The sequence below is a fragment of the Pedobacter nyackensis genome, from assembly GCF_032678475.1.
Taxonomy (GTDB): Bacteria; Bacteroidota; Bacteroidia; order Sphingobacteriales; family Sphingobacteriaceae; genus Pedobacter; species Pedobacter nyackensis_A.
Map to the genome: position 1 here is coordinate 393,163 of NZ_JAVTSF010000001.1, position 17,994 is coordinate 411,156.

General features: G+C 38.4%; 20 protein-coding genes. 9 read left to right on the forward strand and 11 right to left on the reverse strand.

From position 1 onward, the window contains the following. Positions 1-135: 135 nt before the first annotated feature. The 3 genes from R2Q84_RS01575 to R2Q84_RS01585 all read right to left on the reverse strand — a co-directional run bounded on the left by R2Q84_RS01575 (position 136) and on the right by R2Q84_RS01585 (position 4,726). Positions 136-1,335: a FecR family protein gene (locus R2Q84_RS01575; protein WP_316814764.1), complete on the reverse strand. Its 1,200-nt coding sequence runs from the start codon at positions 1,333-1,335 to the stop codon at positions 136-138. Positions 1,336-1,396: 61 nt separating this feature from the next. After that, positions 1,397-4,057, reverse strand: coding sequence for a glycoside hydrolase family 78 protein (locus R2Q84_RS01580; protein WP_316814765.1), 2,661 nt, complete (start codon positions 4,055-4,057; stop codon positions 1,397-1,399). A gap of 78 nt (positions 4,058-4,135) precedes the next feature. Beyond that, on the reverse strand, positions 4,136-4,726 hold the full coding sequence (locus R2Q84_RS01585; RefSeq protein WP_316814766.1) for an RNA polymerase sigma-70 factor: 591 nt from the start codon (positions 4,724-4,726) through the stop codon (positions 4,136-4,138). Positions 4,727-5,126: 400 nt separating this feature from the next. Here R2Q84_RS01585 and R2Q84_RS01590 point away from each other — a divergent pair, with 400 nt between their 5' ends. Then, positions 5,127-5,870, forward strand: coding sequence for a hypothetical protein (locus R2Q84_RS01590; protein ID WP_316814767.1), 744 nt, complete (start codon positions 5,127-5,129; stop codon positions 5,868-5,870). Positions 5,871-6,006: 136 nt separating this feature from the next. On the opposite strand, the gene R2Q84_RS01595 is transcribed toward R2Q84_RS01590, so the two are convergent. The 3 genes from R2Q84_RS01595 to R2Q84_RS25240 form a co-directional block, all read right to left on the reverse strand. Beyond that, on the reverse strand, positions 6,007-6,246 hold the full coding sequence (locus R2Q84_RS01595) for a hypothetical protein (protein WP_316814768.1): 240 nt from the start codon (positions 6,244-6,246) through the stop codon (positions 6,007-6,009). A 359-nt stretch (positions 6,247-6,605) separates the two neighbouring features. Then, complete coding sequence (locus R2Q84_RS01600) at positions 6,606-8,786, reverse strand: TonB-dependent receptor domain-containing protein (protein ID WP_316814769.1); 2,181 nt, start codon at positions 8,784-8,786, stop codon at positions 6,606-6,608. Positions 8,787-8,843: 57 nt separating this feature from the next. After that, positions 8,844-9,155 (reverse strand): DUF6660 family protein, encoded by a 312-nt coding sequence (locus R2Q84_RS25240; protein ID WP_410478399.1) that lies wholly within the window; start codon positions 9,153-9,155, stop codon positions 8,844-8,846. Positions 9,156-9,306: 151 nt separating this feature from the next. Here R2Q84_RS25240 and R2Q84_RS01605 point away from each other — a divergent pair, with 151 nt between their 5' ends. Further along, on the forward strand, positions 9,307-9,642 hold the full coding sequence (locus R2Q84_RS01605) for a YnfA family protein (RefSeq protein WP_316814770.1): 336 nt from the start codon (positions 9,307-9,309) through the stop codon (positions 9,640-9,642). A gap of 50 nt (positions 9,643-9,692) precedes the next feature. On the opposite strand, the gene arsB is transcribed toward R2Q84_RS01605, so the two are convergent. Genes arsB through R2Q84_RS01625 form a run of 4 tightly spaced genes read right to left on the reverse strand, consistent with a single transcriptional unit; the run spans position 9,693 to position 12,268 of the window. Continuing rightward, on the reverse strand, positions 9,693-10,769 hold the full coding sequence (arsB, locus tag R2Q84_RS01610; protein WP_316814771.1) for an ACR3 family arsenite efflux transporter: 1,077 nt from the start codon (positions 10,767-10,769) through the stop codon (positions 9,693-9,695). A 2-nt stretch (positions 10,770-10,771) separates the two neighbouring features. Next, a complete protein-coding gene (locus R2Q84_RS01615) occupies positions 10,772-11,392 on the reverse strand; it encodes a protein-tyrosine-phosphatase (RefSeq protein WP_316814772.1) in 621 nt (206 codons plus the stop codon). A gap of 22 nt (positions 11,393-11,414) precedes the next feature. Continuing rightward, positions 11,415-11,882, reverse strand: coding sequence for a DUF6428 family protein (locus R2Q84_RS01620; protein WP_316814773.1), 468 nt, complete (start codon positions 11,880-11,882; stop codon positions 11,415-11,417). Positions 11,883-11,938: 56 nt separating this feature from the next. After that, complete coding sequence (locus R2Q84_RS01625) at positions 11,939-12,268, reverse strand: metalloregulator ArsR/SmtB family transcription factor (RefSeq protein ID WP_316814774.1); 330 nt, start codon at positions 12,266-12,268, stop codon at positions 11,939-11,941. A gap of 161 nt (positions 12,269-12,429) precedes the next feature. Here R2Q84_RS01625 and R2Q84_RS01630 point away from each other — a divergent pair, with 161 nt between their 5' ends. From R2Q84_RS01630 to R2Q84_RS01655, 6 genes are all read left to right on the forward strand, one after another. Beyond that, positions 12,430-13,548: a hypothetical protein gene (locus tag R2Q84_RS01630; RefSeq protein WP_316814775.1), complete on the forward strand. Its 1,119-nt coding sequence runs from the start codon at positions 12,430-12,432 to the stop codon at positions 13,546-13,548. A gap of 58 nt (positions 13,549-13,606) precedes the next feature. After that, on the forward strand, positions 13,607-13,915 hold the full coding sequence (locus R2Q84_RS01635; protein WP_316814776.1) for a helix-turn-helix domain-containing protein: 309 nt from the start codon (positions 13,607-13,609) through the stop codon (positions 13,913-13,915). A gap of 405 nt (positions 13,916-14,320) precedes the next feature. Next, the gene (locus R2Q84_RS01640; RefSeq protein ID WP_316814777.1) at positions 14,321-14,593 is read left to right on the forward strand and encodes a helix-turn-helix domain-containing protein; all 273 of its coding nucleotides are present in this window, start codon (positions 14,321-14,323) and stop codon (positions 14,591-14,593) included. Further along, complete coding sequence (locus tag R2Q84_RS01645; RefSeq protein ID WP_316814778.1) at positions 14,583-14,900, forward strand: hypothetical protein; 318 nt, start codon at positions 14,583-14,585, stop codon at positions 14,898-14,900. The genes R2Q84_RS01640 and R2Q84_RS01645 overlap by 11 nt, the downstream gene beginning before the upstream one ends. 3 nt (positions 14,901-14,903) lie before the next feature. Further along, on the forward strand, positions 14,904-15,452 hold the full coding sequence (locus tag R2Q84_RS01650; protein WP_316814779.1) for a BfmA/BtgA family mobilization protein: 549 nt from the start codon (positions 14,904-14,906) through the stop codon (positions 15,450-15,452). A gap of 4 nt (positions 15,453-15,456) precedes the next feature. After that, complete coding sequence (locus tag R2Q84_RS01655) at positions 15,457-16,446, forward strand: DUF5712 family protein (RefSeq protein WP_316814780.1); 990 nt, start codon at positions 15,457-15,459, stop codon at positions 16,444-16,446. A gap of 13 nt (positions 16,447-16,459) precedes the next feature. Here the strand turns inward: R2Q84_RS01655 and R2Q84_RS01660 are convergent, their stop codons facing one another. Then, positions 16,460-16,696 (reverse strand): helix-turn-helix transcriptional regulator, encoded by a 237-nt coding sequence (locus tag R2Q84_RS01660; protein ID WP_316814781.1) that lies wholly within the window; start codon positions 16,694-16,696, stop codon positions 16,460-16,462. A 413-nt stretch (positions 16,697-17,109) separates the two neighbouring features. Here R2Q84_RS01660 and R2Q84_RS01665 point away from each other — a divergent pair, with 413 nt between their 5' ends. Continuing rightward, entirely contained in the window at positions 17,110-17,985 is an 876-nt protein-coding gene (locus R2Q84_RS01665) for a hypothetical protein (protein WP_316814782.1), read from the forward strand. The last annotated feature ends 9 nt before the right edge of the window (positions 17,986-17,994 follow it).

Genomic DNA, 17,994 nt, shown 5'->3' on the forward strand with positions numbered 1-17,994 from the left:
CAGGTATTGAATAGCCCAGGCCTATAACGTGGAAGTGGTGAGACACTTTCACGTTTTTATTGCACTAAGCTTCCCTAAAAGAGGTCAGGTAGGTCTTATTTTCATACGTCGTTTAGTATTTGGTTAAATATTTGGTTATTTGCTTACTATAATTTTGTTTTTGATGATGCTGAATTTAACGAGGCCGGTAGACTGTAACATGTCCAGTAACTGTGTAATATCCTGATAACGGGACACCGTTCCTTCCAGGCCACTCTGCGGAATTTCTCCTTTATAAATAACTTCTACATCATACCAACGCGATACTTTGCGCATGATACTCTGAATATTTTCATCTCTGAATTTAAAGAAGCCCATTTTCCAGGCGATTGCCTCTTCTACATCTGCCTGCCTAACATTGAGCTCATCCGCTGACAAAAGGGATTGTTCGCCCGGCTTCAGGATAGCTTGCTCTGTCCCCAACATTTTCTGATTTGAATTAAATCTTTGCACTTTTACACTGCCTTCAATCAAAGTCGTTTTTACATTGTTTTCGTTAGCATAAGCGTTCACATTAAAATGTGTTCCTAAAACTTCAATCCGCTGTTCCATGGTCTCTACGATGAACGGATGCTTTTTATCCCTTGCAATCTCAAAATAAGCCTCGCCGGTCAACTCTATCTTTCTTGTTACATGTTTTGCAAAACTTACCGGGTATTTAATTGTTGAAGCGGCATTAAGCCAAACCTCACTCTGATCAGGTAAACGTATCCGATAAGTTTCTCCATTTGAGGTTGAAAGCGTATTCAATTGATTAGAATTGCCATCTGTGCCGATTACTTCATAAACGATCTGACCATCTGCCGACTTTGAAATCTTTACGCCGGCCTCTTTAGCGAGTTCACCGTTGGCCATATCAGAAAGGACTATTTTCTTCCCATTTGCAAGGGTAAGCGTAGCACTGTTTTTTCCCGGTACAATGGCATGAGCAACTGTTCGCTCATTAGGCGACATGGCGGTTTTATGATTAAAAAAGAATAAACCACTGGCCATTACCATCAATATACAGGCGGCGGCGACCAAATATTTATAACCTGCTGGTTTTTTATTCACTGGTATACTACGTACATCTCTTTCATGTGAAAGTATAACCTGCAGGATTTCCTCTTCATTCCGGATTTGCAAAGCAGATTTATCTTCAGCCGTCGTGTCTGTCCATAGCTGATCCCAATACATTTTAAGCTCCTGCTCTGCCTGTTTATCCTGTAGCAACTGATCAAACTCCAGCTGCTCCTCTTCAGAAGCTATTTTTCGTTTAATCTTATCATAGAGAAATATAATTCTATTCGGTTCCATTATTGTAAAGACACCATACCCCCGATGACCGGGGGTACTGAACATAAAATAAATTAAAATATTATTTACCGCCTGCTAATTTCATTTCGCATTCAAAATGATAGTTACCGGAGCCAATTTCGATCTGACGAATATTTTCCTTATTGCTTTTCAATAGCGGAGCAGGCAAAGTTACCGTTGCAGAGGTATTTACAGGAATTTGCACATCCAGTTTAAATATGCCGTTCTCGATTGTCCAGGAAGAAATCACCCAACCATAAGGGGTATTTAACTCTCCTCTGGCGTTATTAAGGCCGCCACCCGGTTTAGGCTGAATATTGATTTTTTTATAACCCGGTGCATCAGGATCCGATTTGATCCCTGCCACATTGCGGTACATCCAGTCACCGATAGCACCATAAGCATAATGATTATATGAGTTCATTTCCGGAGTTTGAAAACTTCCGTTGGGTTTAATTCCATCCCATCTTTCCCAGATCGTTGTTGCGCCCATTTTCACGGGATATAACCAGGAAGGATAAGTTTCCTGCATCAACAGCTGATAAGCCACATCATCATGTCCATAACGACTGAGGACATGACAGAGGTATGGGGTACCTAAAAACCCTGTGGTCAGATGGTTTCCATAATCTCTGATATTTTTTACAAGCCGGTCTGCTGCGGAAGTCCTAAGTGGTTCAGGGAGCATGTCAAACTGCAATGCCAATACATAGGCAGTTTGCGTACTTGAAACCAATCTTCCATTTCCGGTCATATATTCTTTCACAAAAGCTTCCTTTATTTGCTTGAGCAATGCAGTGTATTGATCTGCATCCTGGGTTTTCCCCAATACCTTAGCCACATTGATCATGATTTGGGTAGAGTTTGCATAGAATGCCTGTGCAATCAGATATTTATCAGTGACTGCTGCCCTGCCATCATTATCATCATCCGGGCGGTAGAATAACCAGTCGCCAAAGTGAAATCCAGTATTCCAAAGGTTATCAGTAGATTTAGCGGTCATATAACCAACCCATTTTTTCATACTTTCATATTGCACTTCCAGTAAATGCTTATCTCCGTAAGCCACATACATATCCCATGGCACAATGGTCGATGCATCAGCCCATCCGGCAGAAGCGCCATCAGTTGCGCCCAGCACGTTTGGAATTACAAAAGGCACCATTCCATCTGCAAGCTGGTCAGCACTCAAATCTCTCAACCATTTGGTAAAGAAAGCAGCCACATCCATATTATATGCAGCTGTATTTGCAAAGGCTTGTGCATCGCCTGTCCAACCCAAACGCTCATCGCGTTGTGGGCAATCTGTAGGTACATCAACAAAATTGCCCTTTTGCCCCCATTGTATATTATGCTGTAACTGGTTCAGTAAAGGGTTCGAGGTATGGAACTTCCCTGTTACCTCCATATCAGAATAAAGAGCGACAGCAGTAAGATGCTCCGGCTTTAGTTCCATTGGATAACCTTCAATCTTTACATACCTGAACCCTTGAAATGTGAAATGTGGTTCAAATATCTGCTCGGTATTATCCTTAAGGATATAAGTATTCTGGGCTTTCGCCGTCCTTAAATTCGTCGTATAAAAATTACCATCTTTATCCAGTACCTCAGCATGACTCAGTGTAATCCGGGTACCTTCCGGGCCTTTTGCCTTAAGTATCACCCAACCAACCAGATTTTGTCCAAAGTCTGCCACTGTTTCACCTTTAGGTGTCTTAAATATTTTTAAAACTTTAAACTGCTCTTGTTTTTTTACCGGGGCTCCGACCATGCCGATCAGTTCCTCGGTACCCTTTTCCTCAATCTGCACATTTTTCCAGGAGTGGTCTTCTGTATACCCTGGACTTGACCAACCGTTTTTTTCTAACCTGGCATCATAATACTCTCCATCATAAATATCAGCCATCAAAATCGGTCCATAGGAGCTCTTCCAATGCTCATCGGTATGGATTGTCTTTTTTGTTCCATCCATATATTCAATTTCCAGCTGCAACATTAGCGCCCTGGTATCCCCATAAAAGCTATGCTGCGTTCCGAAACCAATTCTTCCTTTAAACCAGCCGTTTCCAAGCGTTACACCAATTGCATTGAGCCCATTTTTTAAAGATGCTGTTACATCGTACACCTGATACTGAAGCCTTTTTCTATAGCTTGTCCAGCCTGGGGAAAGATAACTGTCCCCAATACGTTTTCCATTAATATGCGCTTCGTATAAACCTTTTGCAGTGATATAGGCAGTTGCAGATTTAATTTTATTATTTATTGTAAACTCATTTCTGAACAAAGGGCTCCTTGCCGAAGTATCTTTTCCGGGAACAGTAATCCAGCTGGCAGTCCAGTCGGCCGCCTTAAGCCCAGTCTGCCAAAACTGAACACTGCTCCAGGCAGAGGTATTCCCGTGATTGTCTTTAACCCTAACCTGCCAGAAATATCGCTTTTTTGACTGCAATTTATCTCCGGCATAAGGAACAAGAACCGACTGATCTGTTTTATTGCTTACTTTCCAGACCAGTCCCTTATTTAAATTCAGGCCCGTCTTTTCCGTGCCAACCCTAATTTCATAAGATGTCTGAAAAGTATTTTTCAATTTTGAGCTGATCTTCCAGCTAAATCTAGGCATCGCTGTTTCTACCGACAACGGATTATCCTGGTGTTCAACTTTGAGCTCAGCAACACTGATCTGCTGAGCAAAACTGATGGGTCCCGTTGTTAAAAGTAACATCAGGAACAAATTTCTTATGGAAATGGGCTTCATACATTACGAAGACACCGGCCAGGATAATACCGGGGGTATTGAAAATTAAAAAAGTTTTAAAGTAATCAAAATAGCTGCTATCCCACCATGGTTACGCATCGTATTTCGCACCGATCTTAAAGCTATTTTCATATAAGACTGAACCGTTAAGACCGAAATATTAAGTTGTTTAGCGGCCTCCTCATATTTCAAACCTTGAATCTGGCACAAGTTATATACTTCACGTTGCTGGGCAGGTAACTTTGCAATCGCTTTCTCATACAAGCCTTTCGCTTCATTTAGTAGTATTGTTTCTTCAGTTTCATTACTTTCATCCTTCCACCCTGCCGTAGCTTTCTTGTTTTTACCGGCCTCACGCCTTAGCTGTCGCAATTTATTATAACAGCGGTTTCGACACATTACCCTTAAGTAGCTTTCCAGGTTATTTATATTATATAATTCATCACCTAACATCCAGATTTTTAACATGACTTCCTGCATTAATTCTTCAGCGTGTGACTCATCATCAAGAATACGATATGCAAAAAGAAAAACCGTTTTGTTATACTTATAGTAGAATAAGCTAAAAGCGTGCTCATCACCTGCTGCTATTTTCTGCAACAGTTCAGCATCACTATAAAACGGTTTTATAACCATACAGAATAATATTTGCTATAAATAAAGGCAAAAATATATTGCGAAAGGGTGTCGGCATTGAATAACTTCTAAGCAACCAATTTATATATTTTTAAACAATGATACTTATTATTCGCCAAAATTGCATGCGGAGCGATAGGATAATAATTGAACAATTCAATTATTGCGAGATGCATCTTCTTTCTTAGTTCTATGGTTATCGAACACAGAACCTGCCAGTTATCTATACAATGAAAGCAACAAAGCATGAAACCTGGTTCCAAATCTCTAGGAACCACCTTACAAACTCTTTTATAAATGATTTGATAAAGATCAATTATGTTCATATGTAGCTATCCATTTGCCAGAACGAAATTAAAGACTTTTACTATATTAAAAAAAATTTAAGCCTCTTAGCTCAATGAAATCTCTCTCCTTCTATGCCGGTATTCTCCTCGTATCACTGGCCTTTACCTCTTGTCAAAAAAACGTTGAACCTGAACAAAACATTGTCAGTTCAGGTTATGGAAACATCTCTTTTGTCGCCAAAGCATTCACCTCACAGTTGAAAGCTTCAGCATTAAAAACGGCGAAGGCTGGCAGCAGTGATTCTGCAGCTGCTCCGTTACAGGTAAACTGGTCCTCAGCGACAGTGTATGTTGAGAAGATCACCTTCACTGGTAAAAGCAGTAATTTATTAAATACGACTGTGATGGTTCAGAAGAATCTGGATCTTCTGACTGGAAATTCTACAGTAGGTAATATCAAATTGCCTGCCGGATCTTACAAAGATGTAGAGGTTAAAATGTATTGTAAAAAATTTGTTTGGCCTGAGCTGGCATTTTTCTTCAAAGGTACTTTCCAAAGTATTCATGGAAGCAGAGACAGTATTATATTGGCGAGTTCTTTCCCATTTGAAGCTAGTCTCAGCGTTCCTGAAATCCTTGTTAACCCTGCTGATACTTACAAAGCCACTTTCAATTTCAACTTAAGTAATCTTCTTAGCGGACTTTCGGTAGGAACGATGGAGTCTGCGACAAATAATGCTGATACCGGAATAAGAAAATATACTATTTTCAGAGGAGGTTCTGAATACCCACCTCTTTTTGATCGTCTTTTACAGAACTGGCACAATGTGACTGATGTTTTGATTACGAAGGATTAATCCCACCCCTACCTCTTATTCTAAGTCTGTTGGTAATGCGTGTCATTAATATAATGGACACGAATACAGTGGAAGGTGTTAGGCGCGTAATTATCTGACTTTGCTCCTATGGAGTTAAACCAACTCCGGCATAATATTACTCTAGTCTTTTGATGATCGTGTCCCTCACCTCAACAGGCATATCGTTGTCGTCCGTTATTACTTCGAGGGAAACAAGATATTTTTCGCCTGTTGGCAACTCTTTACGCCAATATCCATGATCTTCTGCAAACTGTGCATAGAAAGGATTGCCTAACTCGAATGCTCGCTGGCGGCCTAATTCATGCATGTTGCCCATGTTTTTTAAAAGCCGGTCTACAATTGAAGATGTTTTCATGAGAATAGAAGATAATAATTGCCATTGCAATACAATAGTGTCAAATAATTCAATAAATGAATTATCCAAATATAATTATAATGATTATAATATCACAGCGGAGATATTTTTATATATTGAGATTTTGGCAATCCGTTAATACAAAAAAGCCTCAATTTGCATTGAGGCTTTCTGTGATCCCGCTGGGATTCGAACCTTGTTCAAAAATCAGCGTTTAAATAGTATTTAGAGGTGTTTTTAAAATCGACTCACCGAATCGCTCACCATTTTTTCAATACGTTTTAGCTGCAATTGCTATAGATTAAATATACTGATTTTAGTTGTATTATTCAACAAAAAAGCACTTTTTCTAACCATATTTACAGCTTAAACTTAATTCCCCCATTAACAACAAACCCATCGACGGGAGCATAAATGTCCCTGAAAATAGGATTGGTAATTGTCCCTGAATAAATAGAATCAAATTTAGTCTGGCGGGTATTTGTGAAGTTCTCAAAGTTTACAAAAATAGAAAAGCGTTCCCAAATCTTTTCTGCCATTAAACCAGCCGTCCAATAGCTTTTTCCGGTAGAACCATCATTTAGCTTTTGTTTGCTAAAGTAATAAGCCTCTGCACCAATTTTCCATTCATCTTCCACTTCATACATTAAAACGTTGTTTAGCCTATGTTTAGATACCAAAGGATAAGTTTCCGAGGTGTTTCCAGTGTGCTGATTAACATCTGCAAGCGTATATCCAATAAATAATTTAAAATCACTGTAGGTAATCTTTACATTAGTTTCCATGCCTTTAGTATCTAAATTTCCTTTTGGCTGGATATATTGAAGATTACCGCCCACTACCGGAGTAAGCAAAATTGGGTTATTAATTCGAGTATAGAAAAACATTTGGTTAATGCTAAAACCTACTTTATGATCAAATAATGAAGTCCGGTAATTGACATCATAATTGGCACCATAAGAACGTTCAGCTTTAGTATTTGCTACATCTATAGGAAGTACATTTCTGAACTGAATACGTTCTGCATCTTCTGTGAAAACGCTAGGCGCTTTGTAACCTAATCCACCCCCTAAGCGTGTAGAAAAATGTTCATTAATTTTCCATAGACCGGAAAGCCTTGGTAAAAAGAAAAAACCATACTCATTATGATAATCCCCACGAATGCCAGATTCGACAGTGAACTGCTCCGCTACATTCCAGGTATTCTGGACAAAAGCACCTATAGTGTTGTAGTTATAACTTCTTAAAGCAAAATCACTGTTTTTGTCTTCTTTAAAGTGATCTGTAAGAAAATTTATCCCTGCTACCCAATCTGCTTTTTCGCCTTTACGGGAATAATTTGCTTCACTATAGGTTGAAAGCTGTACTCCTGAAAAAAGATAGCTTGGGAGACCAATACTTCGATCATAATAACTAACCGAGTTACGTATAATGAATTTTTCATTATCGCTTAGTTTGTGATCTAACTCAACTTGCGTACTATACCGTCCCGTTTTGTTCTCTTCAAAATAGCTGTGTTGGGCACTACCATTTCCTTTGATGTACTCAAGATCACCGCCTATACGTTTTTCAATGGTTGCATTTAATCCCGCCGAAAGTGTTGTTTCGTCATTGAAATAGACAAACAACTTAGGATTTAAAGTAAAACGGTCAAATTTTGGAATGGCAGTCAAACCAATATTAGACGGATCGTAGGCCGTTCCGTGGTTATAAGCGGCGTAAACTGTAGCACCGACTTTTTCAAACTTTTGAGCATAGAAACCACTTAAATCTGCTCCCAAAGCGGAATTTCCATTTAATAGAAAGTTAAGTTGACGTTCTTCTGTTGGCTTCTTTGATACAAGGTTTACCAAGCCTGCAATTGCACCCCCACCATACAAGGTTGATGACGAACCTTTGATAACTTCCACCTGTTGTAAATCTAAGGGTGCAATTTGAAGAAGCCCTAATCCCCCTGAAAAGCCGGAGTATAAAGGAAAACCATCACGTATGATCTGGGTATATTTTCCGTCCAGCCCTTGAATACGGATGCTGGAATTTCCGCTTGTTGCAGATGTTTGTTGAGTTTGAATACCGGTACTTTCTGCCAATAGCATTCGTATATCTCCGGGTTTCATATTTCCTTTTTCATCTAATTCTTCCCCCGAAATAACTTCAACTCTTGTCGGTATATTTTCTATCGTTCTACTGCTTCTGGTTGCCGAAACCGTAACTTCTTCTAATTCTTCACCTTCTTCAGACGTTTCTAGACTTATTTCAGCAGGTGCAGTCTGTACCAATGGAAAATTTAAAGTTTGCGTTTCCGGTTTAAAACCGATATAGCTAAACTGAATAACTTGTTTACCCGACGGGATATTATTTAATGTAACTAATCCGTCAGTGCCGGAAACTGAACTAATGTTCAATCCTTGTACCTTTACGATTACCCCGGGTATGTTTTGTTTTGTTTTTGCGTCTTTGATGATCGCTTTATAAGTGTTTTGGGCATAAACAGTGACTGTAAAAAACAGCACAGCGATAAGCACAACTAATTTCTTCATGTGTATTCTTAATTAAGTAATTTCAATAAAACCAGTCCATATTAGACTGTACTATGATTAACTTAATTTTGGCGGTTGCCAGATTATGGTAGGAATTTGATTAGGCTCAACAGTTAAGTAAATACTATTGTGTTGAACTGGCTTTATAATAACGGCAAAAGACAAAATAGAATAGCTATTTATTGTAAAACCAACACATGTCCCACAAACGTAGAATGGTGAACAACATTTACAACAATCCTTTCCGTCTTCTGAACAGGTATCTGGTTTCTGTTCCTGATGATGTACTTCGTTACTTTCTAAAGCGCAACACGGTACTGTTGTCAGGACAAATACGAAAATGGATAAAAGTAGTGCAAATAGCTTCACGTTGTAAAATTATATATTTTGTTTTAACTATTGTAATTAAAGATTTGTCTTTAGGTTCGTGGCTGTTTTTAGTTTATGTTTGCCATAACAGATTTACATGATCTTAATTTACAGCTTAGTAATTACCAGATTAGAATTTTGAAACGATATTATGGACATTATTAGATCACTGGCTCTTTTTATACTTGCAGGACTTTGTGAAATCGGAGGCGGTTATTTGATTTGGCTATGGCTGAAAGAAGGTAAACCTTTATGGTATGGGCTTATTGGTGCCTTCATACTTGTGGGATATGGAGTTGTAGCGACTTGGCAAACGGCTAACTTTGGAAGAGTATATGCTACTTATGGTGGGGTTTTTATTATACTTGCTTTACTTTGGGCATGGAAAGTGGACGGATTTAAACCCGATAAATGGGATATTATTGGAGCCAGTATAGCATTGATAGGTGCTTGCATTATTATTTATATGCCAAGAAGTATAAACTAGTTTGTTTATACTTCCTGAACATTAGGGTAATAGATGTGACTACCTTAACACTAAATAGCTGGTGCAGTTTTATAGTATTTTTTCCTAAACCAAAAGGCAAGATTTACCAAAGCAATCAAAGCAGGTACTTCAACCAAAGGCCCTATTACCCCAGCAAATGCCTGTCCTGAATTGATGCCAAATACACCTATGGCGACAGCAATAGCCAGTTCAAAGTTGTTTCCGGTAGCTGTAAATGCAATGGAGGTACTCTTTGAATAATCTGCTCCAAAATATCTTCCTGCAAAAAAGCTAACCACAAACATAATCGTGAAATAAATGACAAGCGGAATAGCAATTCTTACCACGTCCATAGGGATTTGAACAATGAGTTCTCCTTTCAAACTAAACATCACTACTATGGTAAAAAGCAAGGCAATTAAGGTGATTGGCGAAATAAGGGGTATAAATTTGTTTTGAAACCACTCTTCTCCTTTGATCGCAATTAATGTATACCTGCTGATCACTCCCATAGCAAACGGAATACCTAAATAAATTCCTACACTTTTAGCGATTTCGGCAATGGTAATATCGACATTCAAACCTTGGAGGCCAAAATATGGAGGAAGAACCGTAATGAAAATATAAGCAAATACACTGTATAATAACACTTGGAAAATGCTATTTAAGGCAATTAACCCAGCAGCATATTCACGGCTACCTTCAGCAAGTTCATTCCATACAACAACCATAGCAATACACCTTGCTAAACCAATGAGAATCAGACCAACCATATATTCAGGATAGTCACGTAAAAAGGTAATAGCAAGAAAGAACATCAGTATCGGGCCAACTACCCAATTCAATATTAAAGATACACTCAATACCTTTGCATCTTTAAAAACTTTGCCCATCTGTTCATACTTCACTTTTGCCAATGGCGGATACATCATCAGAATTAACCCGATTGCTAATGGAATATTAGTTGTACCGCTGGAAAAAGAATTTATAAAACCTGATGACGAGGGGATAAAAAACCCGATAGATACGCCAATGGCCATTGCCAGAAAAATCCATAAGGTTAAGTAACGGTCGAGAAAGCCTAATTTTTTACGTTCTACCGCAGGGGCACAAGTATTTGCAGACATATTTATTTGATTTGTGAAAAGACATAAAACATTTCAGTTGCAATCTGCAAACTTCTTTCCTGATACTTTTCTGCTTGTTCTGGCGTATTGTCAAATGCCTTTGGGTCATCAAAGGTTATTGGAATGCGCTTTTCAGCCCCGGAAATGAATGGACAGCCGCCATCGGCCTGCGAACAGGTCATTATTGCCGCAAATGCGCCTGAAGGGTTAAATTCATTATCATAGGTCTTTGAAAAGCCGATAACAGGATGTTCATTATCACTGTATTTTATGGCATATATTGGATTTTTCCCTTCAGCGATAACCTGAATTTTAAATCCCGATTGTCTCAACGTTTCGGCAACTACAGGAAACAACGCAGTGGCTTCAGTTCCCCCTGAATAACAAAATACATTTTTAATGCCATAATATGCGGCTGCTGTCTGCGCCCAAACTTGTGAAAGATGACTTCTACGTGAATTGTGTGTGCAGATCAGATTGAGACGTACATCGCTTTGAGTATGGTGTTTGTCTTGAATGAAATCAATTAAGGGCTGCAATATCGCTTTGCGATCTGATGTGATGCTATCAAACTTGAAAGTGCTCACCACACTTTCAAGTTCCTGAAAAAGTTTCGTGTTCATGTTATATTTATCGGTCTTAAAATTAGCAGCACCCACCACCCGGAGTACAAGTTGAACCCGAAGCCAGATTTACCATTTCAATTTTTTGCTTTTCGGCTGGGACACCACATTTGTCCATAGCTAAACAAGCGGTTTTCTTAGCAAGTAAAAGAAAGTCCTCCCCGTCATAACCCAAATCATACTTACCAATAGTTTCTGCCTGATATTCCACTTCAATTTCCAAATCTTCCATTCCCAAAACCTTTTCTGAAAGCGAGATGATATGGAGTAATTTTCCCGCCTTTAAACGGTGTTCATAATCATCAGCATCCCATAACTGGAAATTGGCTACTTTTTCATGGCGTACAGTTCCCCCGCAGTCAATAAAGTCTTTTGTAATAATTCCGACCTCGGTTACATGAAAATGTTCCGGTACCGAATTGCCATTTTCCAATTTAAAATTTACTCCTTCAGCCGTAGCAAGGATTTCTTTTATTTCTGATAGTTTCATAATTTATGTATTTATAGTATTATTGCAATTTAACGATTGATATAAGCAAAAAAAGGTTAACAACAGGTTGTTTCGCCTTTGTATTCAGCAAGAAAAGCACCCAATTGCTGCTCTAACAACTTCCATGTTTTCGGATTGATACAGTAGCAGATACTAACTCCCTCTATTGTTCCTTGTATTATTCCTGCATTCTTTAATTCTTTCAAATGCTGCGAAATTGTCGCCTGTGCTAACCCTAATTCCCCAACAAGATCACCGCAAATGCAAGTATTGGAAATCAATATCCTTTGCAGGATAGCAATTCGAGCAGGATGAGCCATCGCCTTTAACAAGGTTGCAAGCTGGTTTTGCTTATTTGTAAATATTTCTGTTTTTGTAAGTCCCATAATTATATATCGCAATATTACGATAACAATATCTTTATTCCAAATTTTTTATGTGTTTTTTATTCCTATCCTTCTAAATCCGGCTTCTTTATAGTAACAAAGGAGCCGGATATTTGCGGAAATTAGTTATTTTAGATAAAAATGAACTATACCTAACGCTTATGTTCTTTCCTCATCTTAAAAATTTCAGTCCCTATTCTGGTCACATTTATAATGAAATGCGGTCGGGTATTATAAGAAAGAATGGTGAACTGATAAGCAAGAATGATAACCGTTTTAAGCTGATTGAACGTATTGGTTATTTCCCATTTAGGGAATTGCGCAGAAACAACCATGTTTATTTTATCAGTGATCTGGAACTATTTGATTTCTTTCAAGCCACAGAACAGACATTAAAAGATTACGATGTTGAATCTTACCCCAATTGGGGTTATCCAGCTAAAGAACAACTGTTAAAAGTATTTCTTGATGGCTATCAAAATGGACTGAATACATTTACTCAAAATATCGGGATATCTTATAACACTCTATCCCATGAGCATAAAATAGAGCATCTACGCAATTTCTGTTTATACTGTCTGGACTTTCTTTATTTTGACGGTGAACTAGATGATGCCCTGTTTTATAATTTGGGCTATATTCAGGCAAGCTTATACCTGGCATTTGTAGAGGTCAATAATTTAATGGATTTGTCTAGTACCGACCATACAAGTGCAAAAACAAACTATTTTCCAGAAAATTTGACTACCCAAGAGCAGAAACAAGTTGTAGAGGTATCACCAGATACCAGTCAGAAAGATGACCTTCAGTGTATTCAAATCTATTGTGAGGCTTCCAATATTAAAAAAATGTGGCAAGTGTTGACTGAACCACTTACCACTCGAAAAGGTATTGAAGCACCGGTTTTTGAAAAAGAAGAACTTGAAAAATACTTAGGGGCAATGTTCTTTTCGGGAGCATTCCCCAATGACTTCAAATCTTCACAAATACTCCCCCAAAAGGTAACCTCTCGGGGCGATATGCGTAATGTACTTATTGCACTAATGTACTGCTGTTATAACCTGAATAGGAACTATTACCGGGGCACAAATCAAATTACCTATGTGGCGATGCTAAAACGCTACTTTTCGGTATTTAGCACTTCTGAAATCGAAAGTACCAAAAGTGTAATGGCTACTTATGCCCCAAAAGGACTAGAAGTTTTAAAAAATAATCGGGACAAAAACCCGCATATTGAAGAAATGTTAAGCATCCTTAAAATTCATAAATTAATACATTAATGTCATTGCTATTCTAAGCAATTTTGTGTTATTCCTTTGTATTCATAACCGAAATATTATGAATACACAAAAAATCTTATTTACTGCTTTATCTACAGAAGAACTTTCCCAGATCATGGAAACCTCTGTAAGAAATGCCATCGGGGATTACGAAATCAATAAGCCCGGTGAAGATCAATTGCTCAATGCAAGGCAGGCCGCAAAGCTGATCAATTACCGAAGGCCAACACTTTACGGACTGGTAAGACAGAACAAAATCCCCTATTCCAAAACTGCTGGAAAGTTGCTCTTCTCTCGGAACAAACTGCTCGAATGGGTTGGTCAGTACAAAGACGAACCAAAGAACGAAAGTCCACCGATCAAATGAGCTGTATATACAACAATGAGAATATATAGCTATGTAAGTATGTACCTGCTTATATATCAGGATATACAGTTACATCAGAGAACAAGAGCCTGTAATACCTAGTTTTTGTTATCCAAAAACTAGGTGTGCAGAACCTCGGGCAGTGATCTTGAACGCCCTTGCAGAGCGATAGAACGGCGCTCCCTGTAGTCTGCCCCCTTTTCGGGGCAGAGCAAGCTGAAGTTGGGCAGTGGCCCTACTTACTTGCCCTAGGCTATCGCCAGCGGGGTTTACTGTATACTCCGGGTATACAGTGAAGCAGGCAAAGCCCTGCCAGTATCGTTTTGCGTATACATCGCTGTATATTACAAAACGGGAATTAACACAACTATTTTTTAACGCATTTTAAACGAGAAAGGAACAACTATGAGATTAGAGATTATCACCAAAGAGGATTTACAACAGTTCAAGAGCGAACTGTTCACAGAACTGAAAGAGATCTTCGGCCATAAAAAAGAAACTGGCGATAGACAATGGCTCAAAAGTGCAGAGGTCAGGAAAATGCTAAACATATCCGCAGGGACTTTGCAGAACCTGCGGATCAATGGAACCCTGCCGTTCCGCAAAATTGGGGGCAGTATGTATTATAATAGATTGGTGATCGAAAAGATAATGAAAGGAGAAGAACATGAGCAATAGCCAGAATTTACAGAGCCATCCGTTAAACAATTATTTTGAACGTTTGGCAACAGACCCACGTCTGTTTTCATCACATATCGCCCTGTTTGCTGCATTGTTCTTCTTTAGCAATGATGAGAATCCCTACTTACCTTTTCAGGTAAGTAGGCCAAAACTCATGCGTTTCTCTCGCATTAAATCTATTGCCACCTATCACAAGAACATCAGCGACCTGACACGTTACGGGTATATTGAATATACCCCGTCATGGCATCCGCTAAATGGAACCCGCGTAAGGCTAATTATAGAAAACAATCAAAATATCTAAGTTATGGAGGACAACGGTATCAAATCTATACGCTATCCTTTAGAAGCGGATGAAAAACTGACGAAACTTGCGCTCGGGCTTGGAAGAAGTAAGAAACTGTTATTCATGCAGATGATTGACTATTTCGATAAGAGTAAAAAAGACCCCAAAGACCTGAATGATGAAGCATTGAAAAAAGAATTGGTGAATGGTGTAAACCGTATTATCCGTTTTATCCGTACACAGGAGAAAGAATTTCTGTTGCCAATAACTACTGATAGTAGCAAATTACACCAGATTGCCGAAAATAGTATTAAATACCTGGACAGTTTAAACCAATATGCTGATCAGGATGTAAAAAAGACCAACGATATACTGAAAGCACTAGGGTCGCTGGATAAGGCTATTGGTAAAACACAGCTGTATCACGAAGAAAAAATACAACTAAAAGCACGGTTTAAAAAGATACTGGACTATTACATTGCCCAGCGGGAGACATTAGGCTGGTCTGCTTCTGCTGCCAAAAAAGATGAACTACAAAAACATACAAGGCAATCACTGGAAAATCTATAAAATCATGTTTATTAATATCACACCATCAGAAACAGGAGGCAATAAAGGAAGCAGCGGGGCACTAGTTAACTATTTAGAAAAGGAAAATCAACTGCAAATAGAAAAAGGACAAGGATTAGGGCAAGAAAATTGGTTCAATGGTTCTGGTGGGGAAATCCCAAGGCAGGAAGTCAGGGTAAGGATTGATAATAACATTTCCAAGCTCGGTCGTAATGAAAGTAAATTCTTTCTTATAAACATCAGCCCCAGCCAAAAGGAACTTGCCCATCTAATCGGCAGATATGGCAAACAGGGCGCAAAGGAAAAATTAAAGGAATTTGCCATAAAGGTCATGGACGAATACGCCCGTAATTTTAAAAGACCAGGGATTGGCAGCCATAAAGACCTGCTATGGTATGGCAAACATGAAAACTATCGTTATTATAAACACAATGATAAGGAGGTAAAAGATGGCACAAAACAAAAAGGCGAACGCAAAGAGGGCGAACAAATGCATATTCAGATCATTGTAAGCCGTAAGGACATTAATAATCGCTTAAAATTGAGCCCTGAAAATAATTCAAGAGGTAAGAATAAGGAACATTCCGCTAAATTGGGACAGTTTAACAGAAATGCATTTAAACAGTCGGGTGAAACGCTATTCGACCGTTACTTTGATTTTAACAGGGGCTTAAAAGATACATTGGTTTATGCCAATACTATGAAAAACGGAACAGCGGAACAAAAGGTACAAATGCAGATTTTGAGCGAACTGCTAAAACAAAATACAGCATTCGGTAATATCATTACAAGTTTAAGCACTAAGGTTGCGGGGGATTTTTTTGGCAGCACCGGGCAGATGTTAGATGCGGTCGGTAAGGCAAGCACTGATCTGCTGGAAATATTACTTAGTCCAGAACCTAACATCGCTCCGGATATTAATCCAATGGAAGAAGCCGAAAAACGAAGGATTAGAAGAATGAACAAACAGCAAAGTCAAGGACTACAGCGTTAAACCTCGCTTACTGCTATTTTTGCGGTAAAAAATCTCTAGGAGATAGTCCGAAATGATCTGCTAACTTAGCAATATGTATTAAATTGTATTTCGCACGATTTTTAGCACTCTCCACATTTGTAATAAATGTTCTCTTCACATTAAGAATTGTAGCTATATCTTCCTGATTAAGATTATTTTGCTTTCTTAACTTAATTACAAAATCAATGACAAATTGTTCAATTGGAGCTATGTTAATGGGTTCGTTCATTGCATCGTAAAGAGATATAAAAAAAATAACACAAAAGACATACAGGTGTGACATATTTATACTATATTTACATAAACGTAATTTAAGTAGATGATGTAAGTAACAATATTTTAATTCTTTAACCCTAACGAGCCTCGTAACCGAAAAACTGGTAATTTATCGTACGAGCGTAAGTGTGGCGCCAAATCCCTACATTCGTAGGTCAAAGCCTCTTTGGTGGGGGTTGGCGCTTGCTTATATTTTTGTACGATAGCCATTTCGAAAGAAATGGTCAAGCTAAAAACTTCAATTAATTTTGAAGTCAAGGCGGGCTTACCAGTGCCTCGGTTGCAATTATAGAATGCAGGTGTCCCAACCCCCACTAAGGAGGTTTGCATTTCATAAGGCTCATTTTAACTTATAATGAGATCAATATGGAAATGCAACCTTTGTCAATCGCCAGCCAGCACTCAAAATCTTTTAAGAGACTGATCAGACTATTAATCTGGAAATTTAAGCCACAGCAACTTTTCTGTTTTGCTCAAAGCACGTCATTTAAAGACCGTAGCGGTGTATTTATGGATAATGAGGCTAATAGCGAGTGTCGTTATTGTTTGTTGATGATCACCGAATCTCAATTACCTACCGAATATCAGGTACAGAGGTTTATCAATTCCCGTTTTAAAACAGGTGAAGTTACCGTCTTATGTCACCAACAAAAAGAAGTTTCAGATGCTATAACTGCCAACAATAGATTTTTCAAAACCATCTATGGCAATTCCATACTACTTCATAGCGACAATAACCTTATACAATCTGAATATCAAACCAGACCTAGCCTGTCAAATATTTTAAGAAAAGCTGAAAAGAAATACCAGCACTATATTCCCTTAATTGACGGTTTCCTTGCTGGTGCAACACATTGTATCAAAAATCAGCAGTACTCCATGTGTACAATGATGCTGTATCATATCGTACAACAATGTACTGAATTACTAATCGGTGTACATCTTTCCTGTCCGTTACAAATACGAAGTTTATATACACTTATAAACTTATGTTACAGTTTCTCGGGCGAACCACATAGGGTTTGGCTGACAAATGAAGAAGATAAAAGGTTATTTGATCTTTTGATTAACATCCATTCTGAAGCCGGATTTGGAATTACTTATCCTATTTCAGAAGATGACCTCACCAAATTATTTATAAAGGCTACAGCCTACATACACCTTACCAAGCAAATGTGCAGGAACAAAATTGAGCAATTAGATAAAGAAGTTCTGCTTGTAATACCTATTCACCAACAATAAAATTCCTAA